Origin of the sequence: Pseudomonas sp. NBRC 100443, from assembly GCF_030268185.1 — a bacterium.
In the GTDB taxonomy this organism is placed as follows: Bacteria; Pseudomonadota; Gammaproteobacteria; order Pseudomonadales; family Pseudomonadaceae; genus Pseudomonas; species Pseudomonas citronellolis.
Window position 1 is genome coordinate 144,115 of the sequence record NZ_BSQE01000019.1, and the last position, 17,175, is coordinate 161,289.

The 17,175-nt window shown below is 69.0% G+C and carries 16 protein-coding genes; 10 read left to right on the top strand and 6 right to left on the bottom strand.

From position 1 onward, the window contains the following. Window positions 1-26 precede the first annotated feature (26 nt). Window positions 27-1,634: an ABC-F family ATP-binding cassette domain-containing protein gene (locus tag QSJ95_RS23370; protein ID WP_285645599.1), complete on the top strand. Its 1,608-nt coding sequence runs from the start codon at window positions 27-29 to the stop codon at window positions 1,632-1,634. A 188-nt stretch (window positions 1,635-1,822) separates the two neighbouring features. Here QSJ95_RS23370 and QSJ95_RS23375 read toward each other — a convergent pair whose 3' ends face one another. After that, entirely contained in the window at window positions 1,823-2,191 is a 369-nt protein-coding gene (locus QSJ95_RS23375) for an antibiotic biosynthesis monooxygenase family protein (protein WP_285645600.1), read from the bottom strand. A gap of 73 nt (window positions 2,192-2,264) precedes the next feature. Between QSJ95_RS23375 and soxR the strand changes: the two genes are divergently transcribed. Further along, on the top strand, window positions 2,265-2,747 hold the full coding sequence (soxR, locus tag QSJ95_RS23380) for a redox-sensitive transcriptional activator SoxR (protein ID WP_052267625.1): 483 nt from the start codon (window positions 2,265-2,267) through the stop codon (window positions 2,745-2,747). Here soxR and QSJ95_RS23385 read toward each other — a convergent pair. After that, window positions 2,720-3,679: a threonine dehydratase gene (locus QSJ95_RS23385; protein ID WP_069863916.1), complete on the bottom strand. Its 960-nt coding sequence runs from the start codon at window positions 3,677-3,679 to the stop codon at window positions 2,720-2,722. The two genes, soxR and QSJ95_RS23385, sit on opposite strands and share 28 nt — an antisense overlap. Before the next feature lie 220 nt (window positions 3,680-3,899). Here QSJ95_RS23385 and QSJ95_RS23390 point away from each other — a divergent pair, with 220 nt between their 5' ends. Further along, window positions 3,900-4,862 carry a DMT family transporter gene (locus QSJ95_RS23390; RefSeq protein ID WP_285645617.1) on the top strand — a complete coding sequence of 321 codons (963 nt, stop codon included), beginning with the start codon at window positions 3,900-3,902 and terminating at the stop codon, window positions 4,860-4,862. A gap of 599 nt (window positions 4,863-5,461) precedes the next feature. On the opposite strand, the gene aqpZ is transcribed toward QSJ95_RS23390, so the two are convergent. The 4 genes from aqpZ to QSJ95_RS23410 form a co-directional block, all read right to left on the bottom strand. Further along, the gene (gene aqpZ / locus QSJ95_RS23395; RefSeq protein WP_009621566.1) at window positions 5,462-6,148 is read right to left on the bottom strand and encodes an aquaporin Z; all 687 of its coding nucleotides are present in this window, start codon (window positions 6,146-6,148) and stop codon (window positions 5,462-5,464) included. A 150-nt stretch (window positions 6,149-6,298) separates the two neighbouring features. Beyond that, on the bottom strand, window positions 6,299-6,922 hold the full coding sequence (locus QSJ95_RS23400) for an NAD(P)H-dependent oxidoreductase (protein WP_043312831.1): 624 nt from the start codon (window positions 6,920-6,922) through the stop codon (window positions 6,299-6,301). After that, complete coding sequence (locus QSJ95_RS23405) at window positions 6,915-8,309, bottom strand: class II fumarate hydratase (protein WP_009621570.1); 1,395 nt, start codon at window positions 8,307-8,309, stop codon at window positions 6,915-6,917. The genes QSJ95_RS23400 and QSJ95_RS23405 overlap by 8 nt, the downstream gene beginning before the upstream one ends. A 97-nt stretch (window positions 8,310-8,406) precedes the next feature. Beyond that, complete coding sequence (locus QSJ95_RS23410) at window positions 8,407-9,420, bottom strand: DUF2804 domain-containing protein (protein ID WP_502945313.1); 1,014 nt, start codon at window positions 9,418-9,420, stop codon at window positions 8,407-8,409. Window positions 9,421-9,572: 152 nt separating this feature from the next. Between QSJ95_RS23410 and QSJ95_RS23415 the strand changes: the two genes are divergently transcribed. The 7 genes from QSJ95_RS23415 to QSJ95_RS23445 all read left to right on the top strand — a co-directional run. Next, a complete protein-coding gene (locus QSJ95_RS23415) occupies window positions 9,573-10,118 on the top strand; it encodes a DUF2059 domain-containing protein (protein ID WP_285645608.1) in 546 nt (181 codons plus the stop codon). Between the two features lie 13 nt (window positions 10,119-10,131). Then, window positions 10,132-10,440, top strand: a complete 309-nt coding sequence (locus QSJ95_RS23420; protein WP_009621576.1) for a BolA family protein — start codon at window positions 10,132-10,134, stop codon at window positions 10,438-10,440. Between the two features lie 110 nt (window positions 10,441-10,550). Beyond that, window positions 10,551-11,492 carry an oxygen-dependent tRNA uridine(34) hydroxylase TrhO gene (gene trhO, locus QSJ95_RS23425; protein ID WP_009621578.1) on the top strand — a complete coding sequence of 314 codons (942 nt, stop codon included), beginning with the start codon at window positions 10,551-10,553 and terminating at the stop codon, window positions 11,490-11,492. A gap of 39 nt (window positions 11,493-11,531) precedes the next feature. Continuing rightward, window positions 11,532-12,134 (top strand): DsbA family protein, encoded by a 603-nt coding sequence (locus QSJ95_RS23430; protein WP_276216187.1) that lies wholly within the window; start codon window positions 11,532-11,534, stop codon window positions 12,132-12,134. A gap of 590 nt (window positions 12,135-12,724) precedes the next feature. Then, complete coding sequence (locus tag QSJ95_RS23435; protein WP_285645612.1) at window positions 12,725-15,181, top strand: EAL domain-containing protein; 2,457 nt, start codon at window positions 12,725-12,727, stop codon at window positions 15,179-15,181. A gap of 62 nt (window positions 15,182-15,243) precedes the next feature. After that, entirely contained in the window at window positions 15,244-16,029 is a 786-nt protein-coding gene (locus QSJ95_RS23440) for an iron-containing redox enzyme family protein (RefSeq protein WP_043270856.1), read from the top strand. A 680-nt stretch (window positions 16,030-16,709) separates the two neighbouring features. After that, window positions 16,710-17,175: IS110 family transposase (locus tag QSJ95_RS23445; RefSeq protein WP_285645615.1), on the top strand; the 466-nt coding region annotated here is incomplete at its 3' end.

Sequence of the window (17,175 nt, forward strand, 5' to 3'; positions counted from 1 at the left end):
GATTCATGGCATCCATTGGAGTCGGTATGACGAGCCCCTTCACCCTGGCGCTGCAAGGCGTCACCTGCCAGTTGCCCACTGGCGAAATTCTCTTCCGCGATATTGACGAAAGCCTCGACGAACGCCGCACCGGCCTGGTGGGGCGCAACGGCGTGGGCAAGTCGCTGCTCGCGCGCATCCTCGCCGGCGAGCTGGCGCCCAGCGCCGGGCGTTGCCTGCGCCAGGGGCGCGTGCACTACCTGGCGCAGCACCCGGCGGGCGCCGCCAGCGTGGCGGAGCTTGCCGGCGTGGCGGCTCCCTTGCAGGCCCTGGCGCGTATCGAGGCCGGTGGCGTGGACGCGGCGGACTATGAACTGCTCGACGGCCGCTGGGACGTTCGCCAGCGCCTGGAGGCGGAGCTGACCGCCTGCGGCCTCGGCCACCTGGAGGCGGAAACCCCGGCGGCGCGCCTGAGCGGTGGCGAAGCCACGCGGGTGGCGCTGCTCGGCGCCTGGCTCAGCGGGGCCGACTGCCTGATCCTCGACGAACCCAGCAACCACCTCGACCGGCCCGCCCGCGAGGCCCTGCACGAACAGTTGCAGCGCTGGCGCGGCGGCCTGTTGCTGGTCAGCCATGACCGCCTGCTGCTGGAGGGCATGCAGCGCATCCTGGAACTGTCGGCGGATGGGCTGCGCAGTTACGCCGGAGGCTATTCCGCCTATCGCGAGGCGCACCGCCTGGAGCGGGATGGCGCGCTGCGCGAATTGCAGCGGCGCAAGCTGGAGCGCGAACGCCAGCAACGCGCCATGCAGGCCCAGCGCGAGCGCCAGGAGCACCGCCAGGCCAGGGGCCGGCATCAGGCCCGCGAGGTCAATCAGGCGGCCATCCTGGTGGACCGACAGAAGGAGCGAAGCCAGGCCAGCATCGCCAGGCTGCATAGCCAGCACGGCGAGCGCCGCGAGCGACTCGACGACGAGGTTCGCGAAGCCTTCGCCCGGGTGCGCCAGGACGCCGAGGTGCTGCTGGACGCACCGGACTGCGAACTGCCGGCTCAACGCGGGGTGCTCGTGCTGGAAGGGCTGCGCCTGCCCTTCGGCACCTGCCGTGCCCCGCTCGATCTGCAGCTCTGCGGGCCTCGCCGGCTGGCCCTGACCGGGGCGAATGGCTGCGGCAAGTCGACCCTGCTCAAGGTCTTGGCCGGCCACCTGGCGCCGCTCGCCGGCTACTGCGAGACGACGGTGCGCACGGCCTATCTGGATCAGCATCTGCACAGCCTGCGCGCGGATCGCTCGGTGTTGCAGTCATTGCTGGAGCGCAACCGCCGCATGGCGCCTTCCGACCTGCGCACGCGCCTGGCCCGGATGGGCCTGGGCGCCGCGCGCATCGAACTGCCCACGGCACTGCTCAGCGGCGGCGAGCGGGTCAAGGCGGCGCTGGCCTGCGAGCTGTACGCCGAACAGCCGGCGCAATTGCTGCTGCTCGACGAGCCGGACAACCACCTCGATCTCCCGGCCCTGGAGGCTCTGGAAGCGTTGCTGCGGCAGTACCGTGGCGCGTTGCTGGTGGTCTCCCACGACGAGGCCTTCCTCGCCGCCCTGGAGCTGGACGGCCGACTGCAGGCCAGTGCCGAGGGTTGGTGCTGGGCCGTGCCCTAGCGGCTCTACCCGGTCGCTGTGGCCAGCTCGCGTACCTTGCAGGCGAGCACCCCCGGACTCACCTGTAGGAGCGCGCCCTGCGCGCGATTCGCGGCCATGGGCCGCATACGCCACAGGGGAAACGTCACGGCCGCATGGGTTTCGCCAAGGCTCAACCCATCCTACGAAGAGCGCCTCGGCTTCGCCCCTCAGGCCAACCGCTCCGCCACCAGGAAACTGTCGAAATGAATGCTCCTGGCCCCCAGCCGCAGCAGGCTGTCGCTGAACAGCTCGCTGCGCGTGGCGGCGCAGTCCCAGGTGGTTTCCCAGTCCTCGCGGCTGCGCCAGTGCACGCAGCCGAGCAGGTGGCGGCCGTCTTCGCTGGCGCGCAGTTCCGCGCCCAGGTAGCCCGGCGCCTGGTGGAACAGTTCGCGCAGTTGCTCCAGGTAGCGGCCCAGGCGCTCGGCGATGTCGGGCTGTTGCGCCGGCGCCACCTCGATGTCGATCAGCAGGGCGAAATGCGTCGGGGTCTCGGGCTGGTCGGCGTCGGTGCTGCAGTAGGCGCTGGGAATGATCATGGGTGGGCTCCTGGGCTTGAAGGCAGACGCTGGCGAGGGTAAAACCTCAACTTAACTTGAGGTCAAGCCCGCCATGCCGAAAAAACACCAGGCCCTGCACGTACCCCATGAACTGAGCGTCGGCGAACTCGCCAGGCGCGCCGGCGTGGCCGTGTCCGCGCTGCATTTCTACGAGGCCAAGGGGCTGATCCACAGCACCCGCAATGCCGGCAACCAACGCCGTTACCCGCGCGACGTGCTGCGCCGGGTGGCGGTGATCAAGGTGGCGCAGCGCGTCGGCATTCCACTGAACGAGATCGCCGAGGCCCTGGCCAGCCTGCCCAGCGGGCGTTCGCCCATGGCCGCCGACTGGGCGCGGCTTTCAGCGCGCTGGCGCGACGATCTGGACGAGCGCATCGCCAAGCTGGTGCTGCTGCGCGACCAGCTCAACGGCTGCATCGGCTGCGGCTGCCTGTCGCTGGAGAGCTGCCCGCTGCGCAACCCCGGCGACAGGCTGGCGGAGCAGGGGCCGGGCGCGCACTGGGACGGTCAGCCGCCGGACAGCTCGCGGGCGTAGACCTCGCGGTCGACGTTGCCGCCGCTGAGCACCAGGCCCACCTTCAGCCCGCGCAGCGCCTCGCGCTCTTGCAGGGCGGCGGCCAGCGCCGCGGCGCCGGCGCCCTCGGCGACGTTGTGGGTGGCGGTGAACAGCAGGCGCATGGCCGCGCCGATTTCCGCATCGCTGACCTGGACGATGTGGTCGGCGCCGGCGCGGATCATCGCCACCGCGTTCGGCTCCGGGGTGGTGCAGGCCATGCCGTCGGCCAGTTGCGTGCTGGTGGCGTGGAACACCGGCTCCCCGGCGGCGAAGGACAGCGCATAGGCCGGCGCATGGCTGGAGACCACCCCGACGATGCGCGTCTTCAGGCCCAGGGCGTCGCGCGCGGCGATCATCCCGCAGATGCCCGAGCCCATGCCCACCGGCACGTAGCACACGTCCAGGCCGGGCAGGGCGCGCAGCAGCTCCAGGCTGTAGCTGGCCACGCCGGCCACCAGCCAGGGGTGGAAGGAGGGAATCAGGTGCAGGCCGTCGCGCTCGGCCAGTGCGGTGGCGTATTCGCGGGAGGCCTGGAAGTCTTCGCCGTGCTCGATCAGGTTGGCGCCCAGGGCGCGCATGGCGGCGTTCTTCTCGCGGCTGTTGCCGTGGGGCACGACTATGGTCGCCGGCATGCCCAGGCGCGCCGCGGCGAAGGCGATGGACTGGCCGTGGTTGCCGCGGGTGGCGCTGATCACCCCGGCCGGGCAGGGCGCCTGGGCCGCCAGGTGGTGGAAGTAGACCAGCCCGCCGCGCAGCTTGAAGGCGCCCACCGGCGAGTGGTTCTCGTGCTTGACCCAGGTTTCGCAGCCCAGGGCCTCCACCAGCAGGGGCCAGCGGATCTGCGGGGTGGGCGGCAGGCTGCGGTGGACGATGGCGGCAGCGGCTTCGAGGGCGGGCAGGCTGAGCGGCATGGAGGTTCTCCTATGGGGAACGGGCAGTCTAGGACGCTGCGCCGGGAATGCGACAGGTACAGCTGGGAAGAGGATTTTCGTAGGTCTCCAGTAGCGCTTCCGCCCGCCTGCGCCCGGGTGTGCCGTCGGACCGGTACAGTTGTATCGCCGAACTGTTCCTGTCGAGCGCCACCGAGGCTGGCTTAGCATGGCTGACCGCACACGCGAAGGGCTGTCCTCCATGCACGTTTCCTCCGGCCGCTGGCAATTCGGCCTGTTCCTCTCCCTGGTCACCGCCGTGCTCTGGGGCATCCTGCCGATCAAGCTGAAGGAGGTCCTGAAGGTGATGGACCCGGTGACCGTCACCTGGTTTCGCCTGGTGGCCGCCGGCGGCGTGCTGTTCGTCTGGCTGGCGCTGCGCGGCCAGCTGCCGCGCTTCCGCCCGCTGGGCCGGCGCGGCGGCGGCCTGGTGCTGCTGGCGGTGCTGGGGCTGACCGGCAACTACGTGTTCTACCTGGTCGGCCTGCGCATGCTCACCCCGGGCACCACCCAGCTGGTGATCCAGATCGCGCCCATCCTGCTGCTGCTCGGCAGCCTGTTCGTCTTCAAGGAGAGCTTCAGCCTCGGCCAGGGGCTGGGCCTGCTGGTGCTGCTGGGCGGCTTCGCGCTGTTCTTCAACCAGCGTCTCGGGGAACTGTTCGGCTCGCTGGGCGACTACACCCTGGGCGTGCTCATCGTCCTGCTGGCGGCTTTCGTCTGGACCTTCTACGGCCTGGCGCAGAAGCAGTTGCTCACGCAGTGGAACTCGCTGCAGGTGATGATGGTGATCTACCTGGGCTGCGCGCTGCTGCTCAGCCCCTGGGCGCATCCGCAGCAGGCGCTGCTGCTCGATGGCGTGCAGGCCTGGCTGCTGCTGGCCTGCTGCCTGAACACCCTGGTGGCCTACGGCGCCTTCGCCGAGGCCCTGGCCCACTGGGAAGCCTCGCGGGTCAGCGCGACCCTGGCGCTGACGCCCCTGGTGACCATCGCCAGCGTGGCCGTGGCGGCCAGCCTGTGGCCCGGGCACCTGCAGCCGGAAAGCCTCGACGGCCTGGCCTACCTGGGGGCGCTGCTGGTGGTGTCGGGTTCGGCGCTGACCGCGCTGGCGCCGTCGCTGCTGCGCAGCTACCGGGCGCGGCGGGCGAGGGCGGCGCTGTCGTCCTGAGCCATCCCTTCGATTTCGCGAATGATAGGGGCGGATGAAGCCGGTGCGGGGACGTTATCGTGAATGCGGGAAGGGCGATCGGCGGGGCCGTGGATCAGGGCACCCTCCTCTCCCTGAAGGGAGAGGGGACCGTTCGGAGTGCGTTGGTGTTTCGGCGTTAGCCGGCTGGCACAGGGATTGCCGGCTGAAACCAGGCCTCCTCTCGGCACGGACTAGCCCCCTCTCCCTCCGGGAGAGGGCTGGGGTGAGGGGAAAGCCCGAGCACCGATGTCATTCCCTGTAGGAGCGCGCCCTGCGCGCGAATCGCGGGCAGGGCCCGCTCCTACAAGTGCATGGCTTCATGGAGCGTGTGGGGAAACGGAATCGAGCGAGCAGGCCTGCGGCCCCCTCACCCTAACCCTCTCCCGGAGGGAGAGGGGACCGTTCGGAGTGCGTTGGTGTTTCGGCATTAGCCGGCTAGCACAGGGATTGCCGGCTGAAACCAGGCCTCCTCTCGGCACGGACTAGCTCCCTCTCCCTCCGGGAGAGGGCTGGGGTGAGGGGAAAGCCCGCGCGCCGACGTCATTCCCCTGAACGAGCGGACCCCATCCGCGAATCACTTAACGCCCGCGAATCACCCGCCAGGCCAGGGCGCCGAGCACCCCGCCGGCCAGCGGCGCGACCCAGAATGCCCACAGCTGCTGCAGCGCCCAGGGATCGGTGAAGGGCGCCACGCCCAGGCTGCGCGCCGGGTTTACCGAGGTGTTGCTGACCGGGATGCTGACCAGGTGGATCAGCGCCAGGGCCAGGCCGATGGCCAGCGGCGCGAAGCCGGCGGGGGCGTCGCGGTCGGTGGCGCCCATGATGATGAACAGGAAGACTGCGCTCATCAGCACTTCGCACAGCAGCACCGCCTGCAGGCTGTAGCCGCCCGGCGAGTGCTCGGCGTAGCCGTTGGCGGCGAAGCCCTTCGACGGGTCGAAGCCGGCGGCGCCGCTGGCGATGCAGTAGAGCGCGGCGCCGGCGAGCAGGCCGCCGGCTACCTGGGCCAGCACGTAGGGCAGCAAGTGCTGGGCGGGGAAGCGTCCGCCGACGCACAGCCCCAGGCTCACCGCCGGGTTGAAGTGGCCGCCGGAGATCGGCCCCACGGCGTAGGCCATGGTCACCACGGTCAGGCCGAAGGCCAACGACACACCGAGCAGGCCGATGCCGACATTGCCGAATTGCGCGGCCAGCACGGCGCTGCCGCAGCCGCCGAAGACCAGCCAGAAGGTGCCGACGAGTTCGGCACCGAGTTTGCGAAACATGTTTCCCTCCCAGGAACCCAAGGGCCGCCGGAATGGCGGCAAGGGCCGGGATGCTAGGCGAGGAGGGCGGGAGGGGGCTTTAGGGAACGTCTGGAAAAGCCCCGGCTCCCGGAGATGGGATGCTGGGCGGGCCGTCGGCCCGCCCGGTGCTCACACCTGCGAGCCCAGCGACTCGGCGCGCTTGAGCCAGGCCTGGCGCTGTTCCTCGCTGGCGCCGCGCATGGGGCTGAACTCTTCCAGGTGGCGGGTGGCGATGCCGCACGGGCCGAGGATGCAGCGCACCATCTGGCGGTGCGCCGGGGCGCCCTGGCGCAGGCGGTAGCGCCAGTGCGTCTGGTCGTGGGTCACCAGCAGGTCGGCGCTGCGCCCGCCCAGCAGCGGTTCCCACTCGCGGTCCTGCGGGGTGCGGTAGCGGAAGGCGAAGCCGGGCAGGAACACCCGGTCGAAGAAGCCCTGCAGCAGCGCCGGCAGGCCGCCCCACCAGATCGGGTAGACGAACGCCAGGTGCTGGGCCCAGTGCACCTGGCGCTGGGCTTCGAGCAGGTCCGGCTCCAGGTCCTGGCTGCGCTCGTAGCCGCCGCGCAGCACCGGGTCGAAGCGCAGTTCGCCGAGTTTCAGGGTGCGCACCACGTGGTCCCGGCTGCGCGCGCCGTGCTGGTAGGCGTCGGCCAGGGCGTGGCAGAAGCCGTCGGCCTTGGGCGTGCCGAGGATCACCAGGATGCGCTTGCCGTCGCCCTCCAGGGGCGTGGCGCCGGATTTGCCGGATTCAACCATGCTGCCCGGCCTCCAGCATGTCCTGCGGGCGGACCCATTCGTCGAACTGCGCATCGGTCAGGTAGCCCAGCTCCAGCGCCGCCTCGCGCAGCGAGGTGCCTTCCTTGTAGGCCTTCTTGGCGATTTCCGCGGCCTTGTCGTAGCCGATGTGGGTGTTCAGCGCAGTGACCAGCATCAGGCCGCGCTCCAGGTGCTCGGCCATGCGCTCGGCGTCCGGCTGCAGGCCGGCGATGCAGTGGCTGTTGAAGTTGCGGCAACCGTCGGCCAGCAGGCGGATGGACTCCAGCAGGTTGTGGATGATCACCGGCTTGAACACGTTCAGCTGCAGGTGGCCCTGGCTGGCGGCGAAGGTCAGGGCGGCGTCGTTGCCCATGACCTGGCAGGCCAGCATCGACAGCGCCTCGCACTGCGTCGGGTTGACCTTGCCGGGCATGATCGAGCTGCCCGGCTCGTTGGCCGGCAGGCGTACCTCGGCGATGCCGGCGCGCGGGCCGGAGCCGAGCAGGCGCAGGTCGTTGGCGATCTTCATCAGCGCCACGGCGAGGGTCTTCAGGGCGCCGGAGAGCGTCACCAGCGGCTCGTGGCCGGCGAGGGCGGCGAACTTGTTCGGCGCCGAGACGAAGGGCAGGCCGGTGAGGCCGGCCAGCTCGGCGGCGATGTCCTCGGCGAAGCCCGCCGGGGCGTTCAGCCCGGTGCCCACCGCGGTGCCGCCCTGGGCCAGCTCGTAGACCGCCGGCAGCGCGGCGCGGATGGCGCGCTCGGCGTAGTCGAGCTGGGCGACGAAGGCCGACAGTTCCTGGCCGAAGGTGATGGGCGTGGCGTCCATCAGGTGGGTGCGCCCGGTCTTCACCAGGTCGGCGTGGCGCGCCGACTGCGCGGCTATGCCGCCGACCAGCTCGGCGATGGCCGGCAGCAGCTCCTGGTGCACGGCTCGGGCGGCGGCCAGGTGCATGGCGGTGGGGAAGCTGTCGTTGGAACTCTGCGCGCGGTTGACGTGGTCGTTGGGGTGCACCGGCGCCTTGCCGCCGCGGGCGTTGCCGGCCAGTTCGTTGGCGCGGCCGGCGATCACCTCGTTGACGTTCATGTTGCTCTGGGTGCCGCTGCCGGTCTGCCAGACCACCAGGGGGAACTGGTCGTCGTGCTGGCCGGCGAGGATCTCGTCGGCGGCCTGCTCGATCAGTTGGCCGATCTCCGCCGGCAGCTCGCCCAGGCGCACGTTGATGCGCGCGGCGGCCTTCTTGACCAGCGTCAGGCCGTAGACCACGGCCAGCGGCATGCGCTGCCCGCCGATGGCGAAGTTCTCCAGCGAGCGCTGCGTCTGCGCACCCCAGTAGGCCTGCTCGTCGACCTCGATGGGCCCCAGGCTGTCGGTTTCGGTCCGTTTCATGAAGGCGTCCTCCCGGAATGATCTGAGGGAGTTTAGGCCTTGTGCCGGCTTTCGGGTTCCGCGCTGCGTCAATGGCGCTTATAGCTTGCCGGCGGGCCTACCAGCGCGCGTGGGTGGCGCCTATCCAGCCCAGGGCGCGCTTGACCGGCACCTGCTCGCCGGCGACGCTGCGCAGGAAGCCGTCGTAGTGGCCGAACCACTGGCTGGTGTGGGCGTAGAGCAGGCCCAGGCGCGGCGAGGCCTCGTGCAGCTTGAGCGGGGTGAAGGCAAGGTCCACGCGCTGGTCGGCGGTGCTCAGGCGCCAGGGGGCGAGCGGGTCGTTGGGCGCCTGGCGGATGTCCACCTCGCCGCGCAGGCGCTGCAGCTCGCCGCCGAACCACAGGGCGTTTTCCTTGTGTTCGCTGCGGTCGGTCCAGCCCGAGCCGAAGTTGCCGGCGATGCCGCCGGGCGCGGCGAAGGCGGCGCGCGTCCAGAAGCTGCGGAAGGGCCACACGCCACGGCCGAAGTCCAGCGCGGCGAAGCTCTGCCCGGCCTGGGCCTGGTAGGTTTCCTCGCCCAGTTGCAGGGCGCCGGTGAAGGCCAGGCCCATCTGCCGGCTGCAGGCGTGGAAGTGGTTGCCGCCCATGGGCACCACCAGGTTGACCGAGTCCAGGTGCGCCGGGCGCTGCACGTCCAGCGCCAGGGACAGCGGCAGGCCGCCCAGGTCGCCGGCGTCGGCGTGGATGCGCAGGCGCGCGCCCTGGTCGTCGAAGCCCAGGTTGAGGCGTTCGTGGCGGAAGGCGTGGTTCTGGTTGGGGTGGTCGGGCAGCTCGCAGCACAGGCCCAGCGGGCAGATCTGGGTGCGGGAATAGGCCTTGCCGGTGTTCAGGTCGAGGAAGTAGAGGGCGCCGTAGCCGAGGTAGTCGAGGTCGGCGATGGTCAGCGAGAGCATCCAGCCCGGGCTGATCAGGCACCAGTGGTTCCAGCGCTTGCGCCGGCCGCGCTGGCCGGGCAGGGCGCAATCCAGCAGCGGCCGCGACGACCAGCCGATGGCGCCCGGGTCCAGGTGGCCTCGCGCATCGCACAACATCGGTAGGGCAGGAGGCAGCGTGAGGCGGGCCTGGGAGGTCATCGAACACATCCATGTGACAATCTGACCCAGCATGCCGATTCGCCGCTGGCAGAACAAGGGTAGGCAGCAACTTTCAGTCATTTCTGCCACTGGGCTGGCATAAACGCCGTTGCTCGGCTCCCGCTTGAGGGCTTTCAGAACTTAGGCGCAGAATGGCGGGTCCCAAGGGACACACCAGACAGACTCAAGGACTGCCCATGACCGCCCTTCGCAAGATTTGCACCGCTGCACTCCTCGTTGGTTTCAGCTCCATGGCCCTGGCCGATTCCGCCGCCGAGGCCGAGAAATTCCTCAAGCAGGTCCACGCCGACAAGCTCACGGTGCCGGTCTACGCCCAGGTGCAGCAGATGTTCGCCCAGCACTTCGCCCAGGCGAAGGCGCCGGACAGCAAGAAGGCGGTGCTCGACCGCTACCAGGCCAAGGCCAACGCCGAGCTGGACCGCGCGGTGGGCTGGGAGAAGATCAAGCCGGAGCTGGTCAAGCTCTATTCGGACAACTTCACCGAGTCCGAGCTCAAGCAGCTGAACGACTTCTACGCCTCGCCCCTGGGCCAGAAAGTGCTGCAGAAGATGCCGCGCCTGACCGCGCAGTCCGCCCAGCTGACCCAGGCCAAGCTGCAGACCGCGGTCGACCCGGTGAACAAGCTGCTGGGCGACATGGACAAGGAACTGGGCGTGAAGGCCCCGGCGAAGAAGTGACGGAAACAGCGACATGAGCATGCAGGAACGTATCCAGTCCGCCCTGGCAGCCGGCCTCGAACCGCAGCACCTGCAGGTGCTGGACGAGAGCCACATGCACAGCCGCGGCCAGGAAACGCACTACAAGGCCGTGATCGTCAGCCCGGTGTTCGCCGGGCTGAATTCGGTCAAGCGGCACCAGAAGGTCTACGCCACCCTCGGCGAGCTGATGGGCCAGTTCCACGCCCTCGCGCTGCACACCTACACCCCCGAGGAATGGGCCGGGCAGGGCGCCGCGCCCGACTCGCCGACCTGCCGCGGCGGCAGCAAGCACGACCACTGACGCTGCCCGGTCGTTGCGGTAGAATGCGCCAACGCCGGCAACCGATGCCGGCGTTGTCTTTTCTGACCCGGTCCGCCCTTTACGCGGGCGACCACTGGAGGATGTACCCCATGACCCGCTCCATCGTCGTGGCGGCGCTGTACAAGTTCGTTTCCCTGCCGGACTACGTCGCGCTGCGCGAACCCCTGCTGCAGACCCTGCTGGACAACGGCATCAAGGGCACCCTGCTGCTCGCCGAGGAAGGCATCAACGGCACCGTGTCCGGCACCCGCGAGAGCATCGACGCGTTGCTCGCCTGGCTGCGCCGGGACCCGCGCCTGGCCGACGTCGACCACAAGGAATCCTACTGCGACGAGCAGCCGTTCTACCGCACCAAGGTCAAGCTGAAGAAAGAGATCGTCACCCTGGGTGTGCCCGGCGTCGACCCCAACCGCCGCGTCGGCACCTACGTCGAGCCGCAGGACTGGAACGCGCTGATCAGCGACCCCGAGGTGCTGCTGATCGACACCCGCAACGATTACGAAGTGGCCATCGGCACCTTCGAAGGCGCCGTCGATCCCAGGACCAAGTCGTTCCGCGAGTTCCCCGAATACGTCAAGGCCCACTACGACCCGGCCAAACACAAGAAGGTCGCCATGTTCTGCACCGGCGGCATCCGCTGCGAGAAGGCCTCCAGCTACATGCTCGGCGAGGGCTTCGAAGAGGTCTTCCACCTCAAGGGCGGTATCCTCAAGTACCTGGAGGAAGTGCCCGAGGAACAGAGCCTGTGGCGCGGCGACTGCTTCGTGTTCGACAACCGGGTGACCGTGCGCCACGACCTCACCGAGGGCGACTACGACCAGTGCCACGCCTGCCGCAACCCGATCTCGGCCCTGGACCGCGCCAGCGAGCACTACGCCCCGGGCATCAGCTGCCCGCACTGCTGGGACACGCTGAGCGAGAAGACCCGCGCCAGCGCCCGCGAGCGGCAGAAGCAGATCGAACTGGCGAAGCTGCGCAACCAGCCCCACCCCATCGGCCGCGACCCGCGGCAGGCCGTCCTGGAGGACTGATCCTTGGCCAACGCCCGCCTGCTCTACGTGATGGATCCCATGTGCTCCTGGTGCTGGGGTTTCGCCCCGGTGGCCCAGGCGCTGATCGAGCAGGCGGGCGCCGCCGGCGTACCGCTGGCGCTGGTTATGGGCGGGCTGCGCACCGGCCATGGCGCGGCGCTGGAGCCGACCACCCGGCGCTACATCCTCGAGCACTGGCAGGCGGTGCAGCAGGCCACCGGCCAGCCGTTCCGCTTCGAGGGCGCGCTGCCCGAAGGCTTCGTCTACGACACCGAGCCGGCCTGCCGCGCGGTGGTCGCCGCCCGGCGCCTGGACGAGGAGGCCGCCTGGGCGCTGGTCAAGGCCATCCAGCAGGCCTTCTACGTCGAGGGACGCGACGTCACCGAGGCCGCGACCCTGGCGCAGCTGGCCGAAAGCGTCGGCCTGCCGCGCATCGAGTTCGCCGAGCTGTTCGACAGCCAGGAAAACCACCTGGCGACCCAGGCCGACTTCTCCTGGGCCCGCGACCTGGGCATCGCCGGCTTCCCCACCCTGTTGGCCGAGCGCAATGGCCAGTTGGCCCTGCTGACCAATGGCTACCAACCGCTTGAAGAACTGGCGCCGATGCTGGAACGCTGGCTGGAGCGCGGCCGCCAGGGCTGATTCCTGTTTCGCTGTTGGTGGTGATGGGTATCGCTTCGCTCAACGCCATCCTACGTCGGTGTTCCTCCTGTCATGCCGACGCCACTGTCTTGCCGCCCGCGCCGAGGCGCTTTTCGTAGGATGGGTTGAGCTTGCGAAACCCATCGCCATGGCGATGGGTATCGCTTCGTGTCAACCCACCCTACGGGCATGGTGTTTGCCGGCGGATGTAGGAGCGAGCTTGCTCGCGAACGGCGCTCCCCGGCGGCCGGCGTGGCCTGATCGCTCGACGTCACCCTGAATCCGCATCGCTGCGCTTCGCGTTCGCGAACGGAATTGCCCTGCGGCACCGACACGTCCACCACCGACGAAGTGCGCCACTGTCGCCCATCGGCTGACCGGAGGCCCTGGCGCGGGGGTTGGCAGCGGCGCAGGCGACGGCCGGCGGCATATTGTCGGACAATTTTGAGATTTTCCTCGGCCCAGGCCCTGTACCCCCGCCTTGTGGAATGGCTACCATGCGCTAAGAGTAAGGAGGGGCCGTTGCGCTCCAGTCCGGCTACGGCGGGCTGCCGCAGCGGTAAGGACACGAAAGGAATCCGACAATATCCATGGGTGCTACTGGGCAGAGCCGTATTCGCCATGACTCCCGGCTGTGGAAGCTGGTATGGCCGTTCATCGCCGTGGTCCTGCTGCAGGGATTGCTTGGCGTAGGCAGCCTTTACCTGATTTCGGGAGTGCGCGCCTACGTCGGCGGCGAGAGCCTCTGGTCCAAGGGCCAGAAGGACGCCATCCACTACCTGCAGCGCTACGGCGAGACGCGCGACGCCGACGACTACCGGCGCTACCAGGAAGCCATCGCCATCCCCCTCGGCGACCGCCTGCTGCGCACCGCCCTGGACAGCCCGCAGCCGGACTACGAACTGGCGCGCAAAGGCATCCTCGCCGGCGGCAACCATCCCGACGACGTCGGCGCCATCATCACCCTCTACCGCTATTTCCACGACTTCAGCTACTTCAACGAGGCGGTGCGCTACTGGAAGGAGGGCGACCGCTACCTCGACCAGCTCCAGGCCATCGCCGAAGAGATGCACCAGCGCATCCAGACCGGCCAGGTCGGCCCCGGCGACATCAGCTACTGGGACCAGCGCATCCAGGCCATCAACGAAGGCGTGACCCCCGCCTCCATGGCCTTTAGCGCCGCGCTCGCCCAGGGTTCGCGCTCGGTGATGCGCCTGCTGCTGGCGGCCAACATCGTCAGCGGCCTGGCCCTGATCCTCCTGGCGGCCTGGCGCACGCGCAACCTGCTGCTGGCCCAGCGCGCTTTCCAGAGCGCCCTGGACAGCGAGCGCGAGAAGGCCCAGACGACCCTGGCGGCGATCGGCGACGCGGTCATCACCATCGACGAGAACGCCCACATCGCCTACCTCAACCCGGCCGCCGAACGCATGATCGGCTGGGACAGCGAGATGGCCGTGGGGCTGCCGCTGAAGTCGCTGCTGCGCATGCTCGACGAGACCTCCGAGGAAGAGGACCTGGCCCTGGTCGGGCAGGTCCTGCGCGGCGAGGTGGAGGCCGGCAGCGAGATCAGCAAGCTGCTGCAGCGCCTGGACGGCAGCGGCGTGGTGGTGACCCTGGTGGGCACGCCGATCCGCGTCGGCGGGCGCATCGTCGGCGCGGCGCTGGTGCTGCACGACATGACCCGCGAGCGGCAGTACATGGAAAGCCTGTCCTGGCAGGCCACCCACGATTCCCTGACCGGCCTGAGCAACCGCCGCGAGTTCGAGTACCGCCTGGAGCAGGCGCTGGAGCGCTCGGCGCAGCGCAACGACCGCCACAGCCTGATGTACCTCGACCTGGACCAGTTCAAGCTGGTCAACGACACCTGCGGGCACGCCGCCGGCGACGAGTTGCTGCGCCAGGCCTGCAGCGTCCTCGAAAGCTGCCTGCGCGAGGGCGACACCCTGGCGCGCCTGGGCGGCGACGAGTTCGGCGTGCTGCTGGAGAACTGCCCGCCGGAGGTCGCCGAGCAGATCGCCGAGAACCTCCGCCAGGGCGTCGAGAACCTGCACTTCGTCTGGGACCGGCGGCCCTTCAACATCACCGTCAGCATCGGCGTGGTGCACGTCACGGCCATGCTGGTGTCGGTGGAGGAGGCGCTGCGCTGCGCCGACATGGCCTGCTACCTGGCCAAGGAGAAGGGCCGCAACCGCGCCCAGGTGTTCAGCCCGGACGACAGCGAGCTGTCCATGCGCTTCGGCGAGATGGCCTGGGTCCAGCGCATCCGCCAGGCCCTGGACGAGGACCGCTTCCGCCTGTTCGCCCAGCGCATCCGCGCGGTCGACCCGCAGGCCGAGGAGGGCCTGCACGTCGAGCTGCTGCTGCGCGTGCTGGACGAGAACGGCCGCCTGGTGCCGCCCAACGACTTCATCCCGGCCGCCGAGCGCTACGGCCTGATGCCGCTGATCGACCGCTGGGTGGCCAACCGCGCCTTCGAGATCCTCGCCGAACGCCGCGAGGCCGGCTGCGAGCCGATCGCCACCTGCGCCATCAACCTGTCCGGGGCGACCATCGGCGACGCCAGTTTCATCCAGATGCTCCGCGAACTGCAGCCGGCCTACGGCCTGGCGCCGGAGAACATCTGCTTCGAGGTCACCGAGACCAGCGCCATCGCCAACCTGGTCAGCGCCACCCAGTTCATCCACGAACTCAAGGCCATGGGCTACCGCTTCTCCCTCGACGACTTCTGCGCCGGCATGTCGTCCTTCGTCTACCTCAAGCACCTGCCGGTGGACTACCTGAAGATCGACGGCAGCTTCATCAAGGACATGCTCGACGACCCCATCGACCGCGCCATGGTCCAGGTGATCAACCAGATCGGCCACGTCATGGGCAAGCGCACGGTGGCGGAGTTCGTCGAGTCGGAGGAAATCCTCGAGGTGCTGCGGGAAATCGGTATCGATTATGCCCAGGGTTACGCCGTGGGCCGCCCGCTGCCGTTCAACCGTCACTATTCCGGGCAGGCGGAGCCGGCCCTGGTGGAGCCGGACACCACCTCCGGACGGTGACAGCCGGCGGCCCGTCATCTAGTCTGGCGGTCGATTTCGTCGACGCACAAGGATGGGCCAGCATGAACGAAGCATTTCTCCGCGTCGGGTCGCTGAAGGACCTGACCAGCTACCCGCAGTGGGCACAGGACCTGGTGGCCGCCTGCGAAGGCGCCCGCCGCGCGGTCTCCGGGCACGAGTTCTACCGCCGCCTGCGCGACGGCCAGATTGGCGCCGCGACCATGCGCACCTACCTCATCGGCGGTTGGCCGGTGGTCGAGCAGTTCCCCCTCTATATGTCGCAGAATCTGCTGAAGACACGCTTCGGCCGTTCCCCCGGCGAGGACATGGCGCGGCGCTGGCTGATGCGCAACATCCGCGTCGAACTGAACCACGCCGACCACTGGCTGCGCTGGGCCGAGGCCTATGGCGTGGGCCTGGCGGCGCTGCGTGCGCAGGAGGTGCCCGAGGCGTTGCACGCCCTCGGCCACTGGTGCTGGCACAGCAGCGCCTCGGACGACCTGGCGGTGGCCATGGCGGCCACCAACTACGCGGTGGAGGGCGTGACCGGCGACTGGTCGGCGCTGGTCTGCTCCAGCGACGCCTACGAGCAGACGCTGCCGGCGGAACTGCGCAAGAGCGCGATGAAGTGGCTGCGCCTGCACGCCCATTACGACGACGACCACCCCTGGGAAGCCCTGGAGATCATCTGCACCCTGTGCGGCCAGGAAATCGCCCCCGGGCGCTGGGACGAACTGCGCGCGGCCATCTGCAAGAGCTTCCGCTACATGGAACTGTTCCTCGACCACTGCCTGGCCCGGGAACTGGCCGGCACCACGCGCCGCCCGCAGGTGCGCGTGGCCGGCTGAAGCCCCGCCTCGGGGGCGTTTGGCGGGGTAGAGGCAGGCGGATTGCGCCGCCCATGGGAATGGTGCGGGTGGGACGGCGTAGGAGCGGATCTCATCCGCGAATCGCGCCGATACCCCCGGCTATCGCGGACAAGGTCCGCTCCTTGGGGGAGAGTGCCACGCCTCACGGTGACCTGTAGGAGCGGGCCCTGCCCGCGATTTCGCGCGCAGGGCGCGCTCCTACATGGTTACGGCATGGCTGGGGCAGCGTAGGAGCGGATCTTATCCGCGAATCGCGCCGGAACCTCCGGCTATCGCGGACAAGGTCCTACGGGGGAGAGTGCCACGCCTCACGGCGACCTGTAGGAGCGGGCCCTGCCCGCGATTTCGCGCGCAGGGCGCGCTCCTACATGGTTACGGCATGGGTGGGGCAGCGTAGGAGCGGATCTTATCCGCGAATCGCGCCGATACCTCCGGCTATCGCGGACAAGGTCCGCTTGTGTCAGCGACTTTCGATAGGATCGAAGATGAGAGCGACGGGAGGCAAGCTGCAGGTCCGCGGTGTTGCGAGCACGAGTAGGAGCCCAAGCTGCCTCCCGCCGTCCTCTGACTCAAGCCCGAACAGTTGAACGAGCTAAACCTCGAACCACAAGCGTGGGCAGTCAGAGTGCTCTCGCCGTGCAGTTTACGAGGGTTTGGTCATGACGTGTTGGGTCGGTATCGATGTCGCCAAGGATTCGCTGGCCGTATGGCTGCGTCCACAAGGCAAGAACTTCAGCGTTTCCAATGACGAGCAGGGCCACCAGCAGTTGCTGGCGCTGTTCGCCGAGGAAAAGCCCGAACGTATCGTGCTGGAGGCGACCGGCGGTTATGAGTGCGGAGTGATGTTCAGCCTGTCTCGTGCCGGTCACAGGGTTTCGCGGCTGAACCCCACACGGGTGCGAGCCTTTGCCACGGCCATGGGCAAGCTGGCCAAGACCGATCCCATCGATGCAGCCGTCCTGGCGCATCTGGCGCAGACGCTGGAGGAAGCGCCCAGCACGGTGCCTTCGCCAGAGCGCGAGCGGCTACGGGAATTGGTGCAACGCCGAGAGCAACTGGTCAGCCAGCGCGATGATGAACGTCGTCGTTTGCATCAAGCCCGGGATTCCTTCGTCCGCCAATGCC

What these genes read in the sequence shown, in the direction of transcription:
- aqpZ (WP_009621566.1), bottom strand. Translation starts at nt 6,148, where the DNA reads ATGTTTCGCAAACTCGGTGCCGAACTCGTCGGCACCTTCTGGCTGGTC.
- soxR (WP_052267625.1), top strand. Translation starts at nt 2,265, where the DNA reads ATGCCGAAAAAACACCAGGCCCTGCACGTACCCCATGAACTGAGCGTC.
- QSJ95_RS23420 (WP_009621576.1), top strand. Translation starts at nt 10,132, where the DNA reads ATGAGCATGCAGGAACGTATCCAGTCCGCCCTGGCAGCCGGCCTCGAA.
- QSJ95_RS23405 (WP_009621570.1), bottom strand. Translation starts at nt 8,309, where the DNA reads ATGAAACGGACCGAAACCGACAGCCTGGGGCCCATCGAGGTCGACGAG.
- QSJ95_RS23370 (WP_285645599.1), top strand. Translation starts at nt 27, where the DNA reads ATGACGAGCCCCTTCACCCTGGCGCTGCAAGGCGTCACCTGCCAGTTG.
- QSJ95_RS23390 (WP_285645617.1), top strand. Translation starts at nt 3,900, where the DNA reads ATGCACGTTTCCTCCGGCCGCTGGCAATTCGGCCTGTTCCTCTCCCTG.
- QSJ95_RS23415 (WP_285645608.1), top strand. Translation starts at nt 9,573, where the DNA reads ATGGCGGGTCCCAAGGGACACACCAGACAGACTCAAGGACTGCCCATG.
- QSJ95_RS23440 (WP_043270856.1), top strand. Translation starts at nt 15,244, where the DNA reads ATGAACGAAGCATTTCTCCGCGTCGGGTCGCTGAAGGACCTGACCAGC.
- QSJ95_RS23375 (WP_285645600.1), bottom strand. Translation starts at nt 2,191, where the DNA reads ATGATCATTCCCAGCGCCTACTGCAGCACCGACGCCGACCAGCCCGAG.
- QSJ95_RS23400 (WP_043312831.1), bottom strand. Translation starts at nt 6,922, where the DNA reads ATGGTTGAATCCGGCAAATCCGGCGCCACGCCCCTGGAGGGCGACGGC.
- trhO (WP_009621578.1), top strand. Translation starts at nt 10,551, where the DNA reads ATGACCCGCTCCATCGTCGTGGCGGCGCTGTACAAGTTCGTTTCCCTG.
- QSJ95_RS23430 (WP_276216187.1), top strand. Translation starts at nt 11,532, where the DNA reads ATGTGCTCCTGGTGCTGGGGTTTCGCCCCGGTGGCCCAGGCGCTGATC.
- QSJ95_RS23435 (WP_285645612.1), top strand. Translation starts at nt 12,725, where the DNA reads ATGGGTGCTACTGGGCAGAGCCGTATTCGCCATGACTCCCGGCTGTGG.
- QSJ95_RS23410 (WP_502945313.1), bottom strand. Translation starts at nt 9,420, where the DNA reads ATGACCTCCCAGGCCCGCCTCACGCTGCCTCCTGCCCTACCGATGTTG.
- QSJ95_RS23385 (WP_069863916.1), bottom strand. Translation starts at nt 3,679, where the DNA reads ATGCCGCTCAGCCTGCCCGCCCTCGAAGCCGCTGCCGCCATCGTCCAC.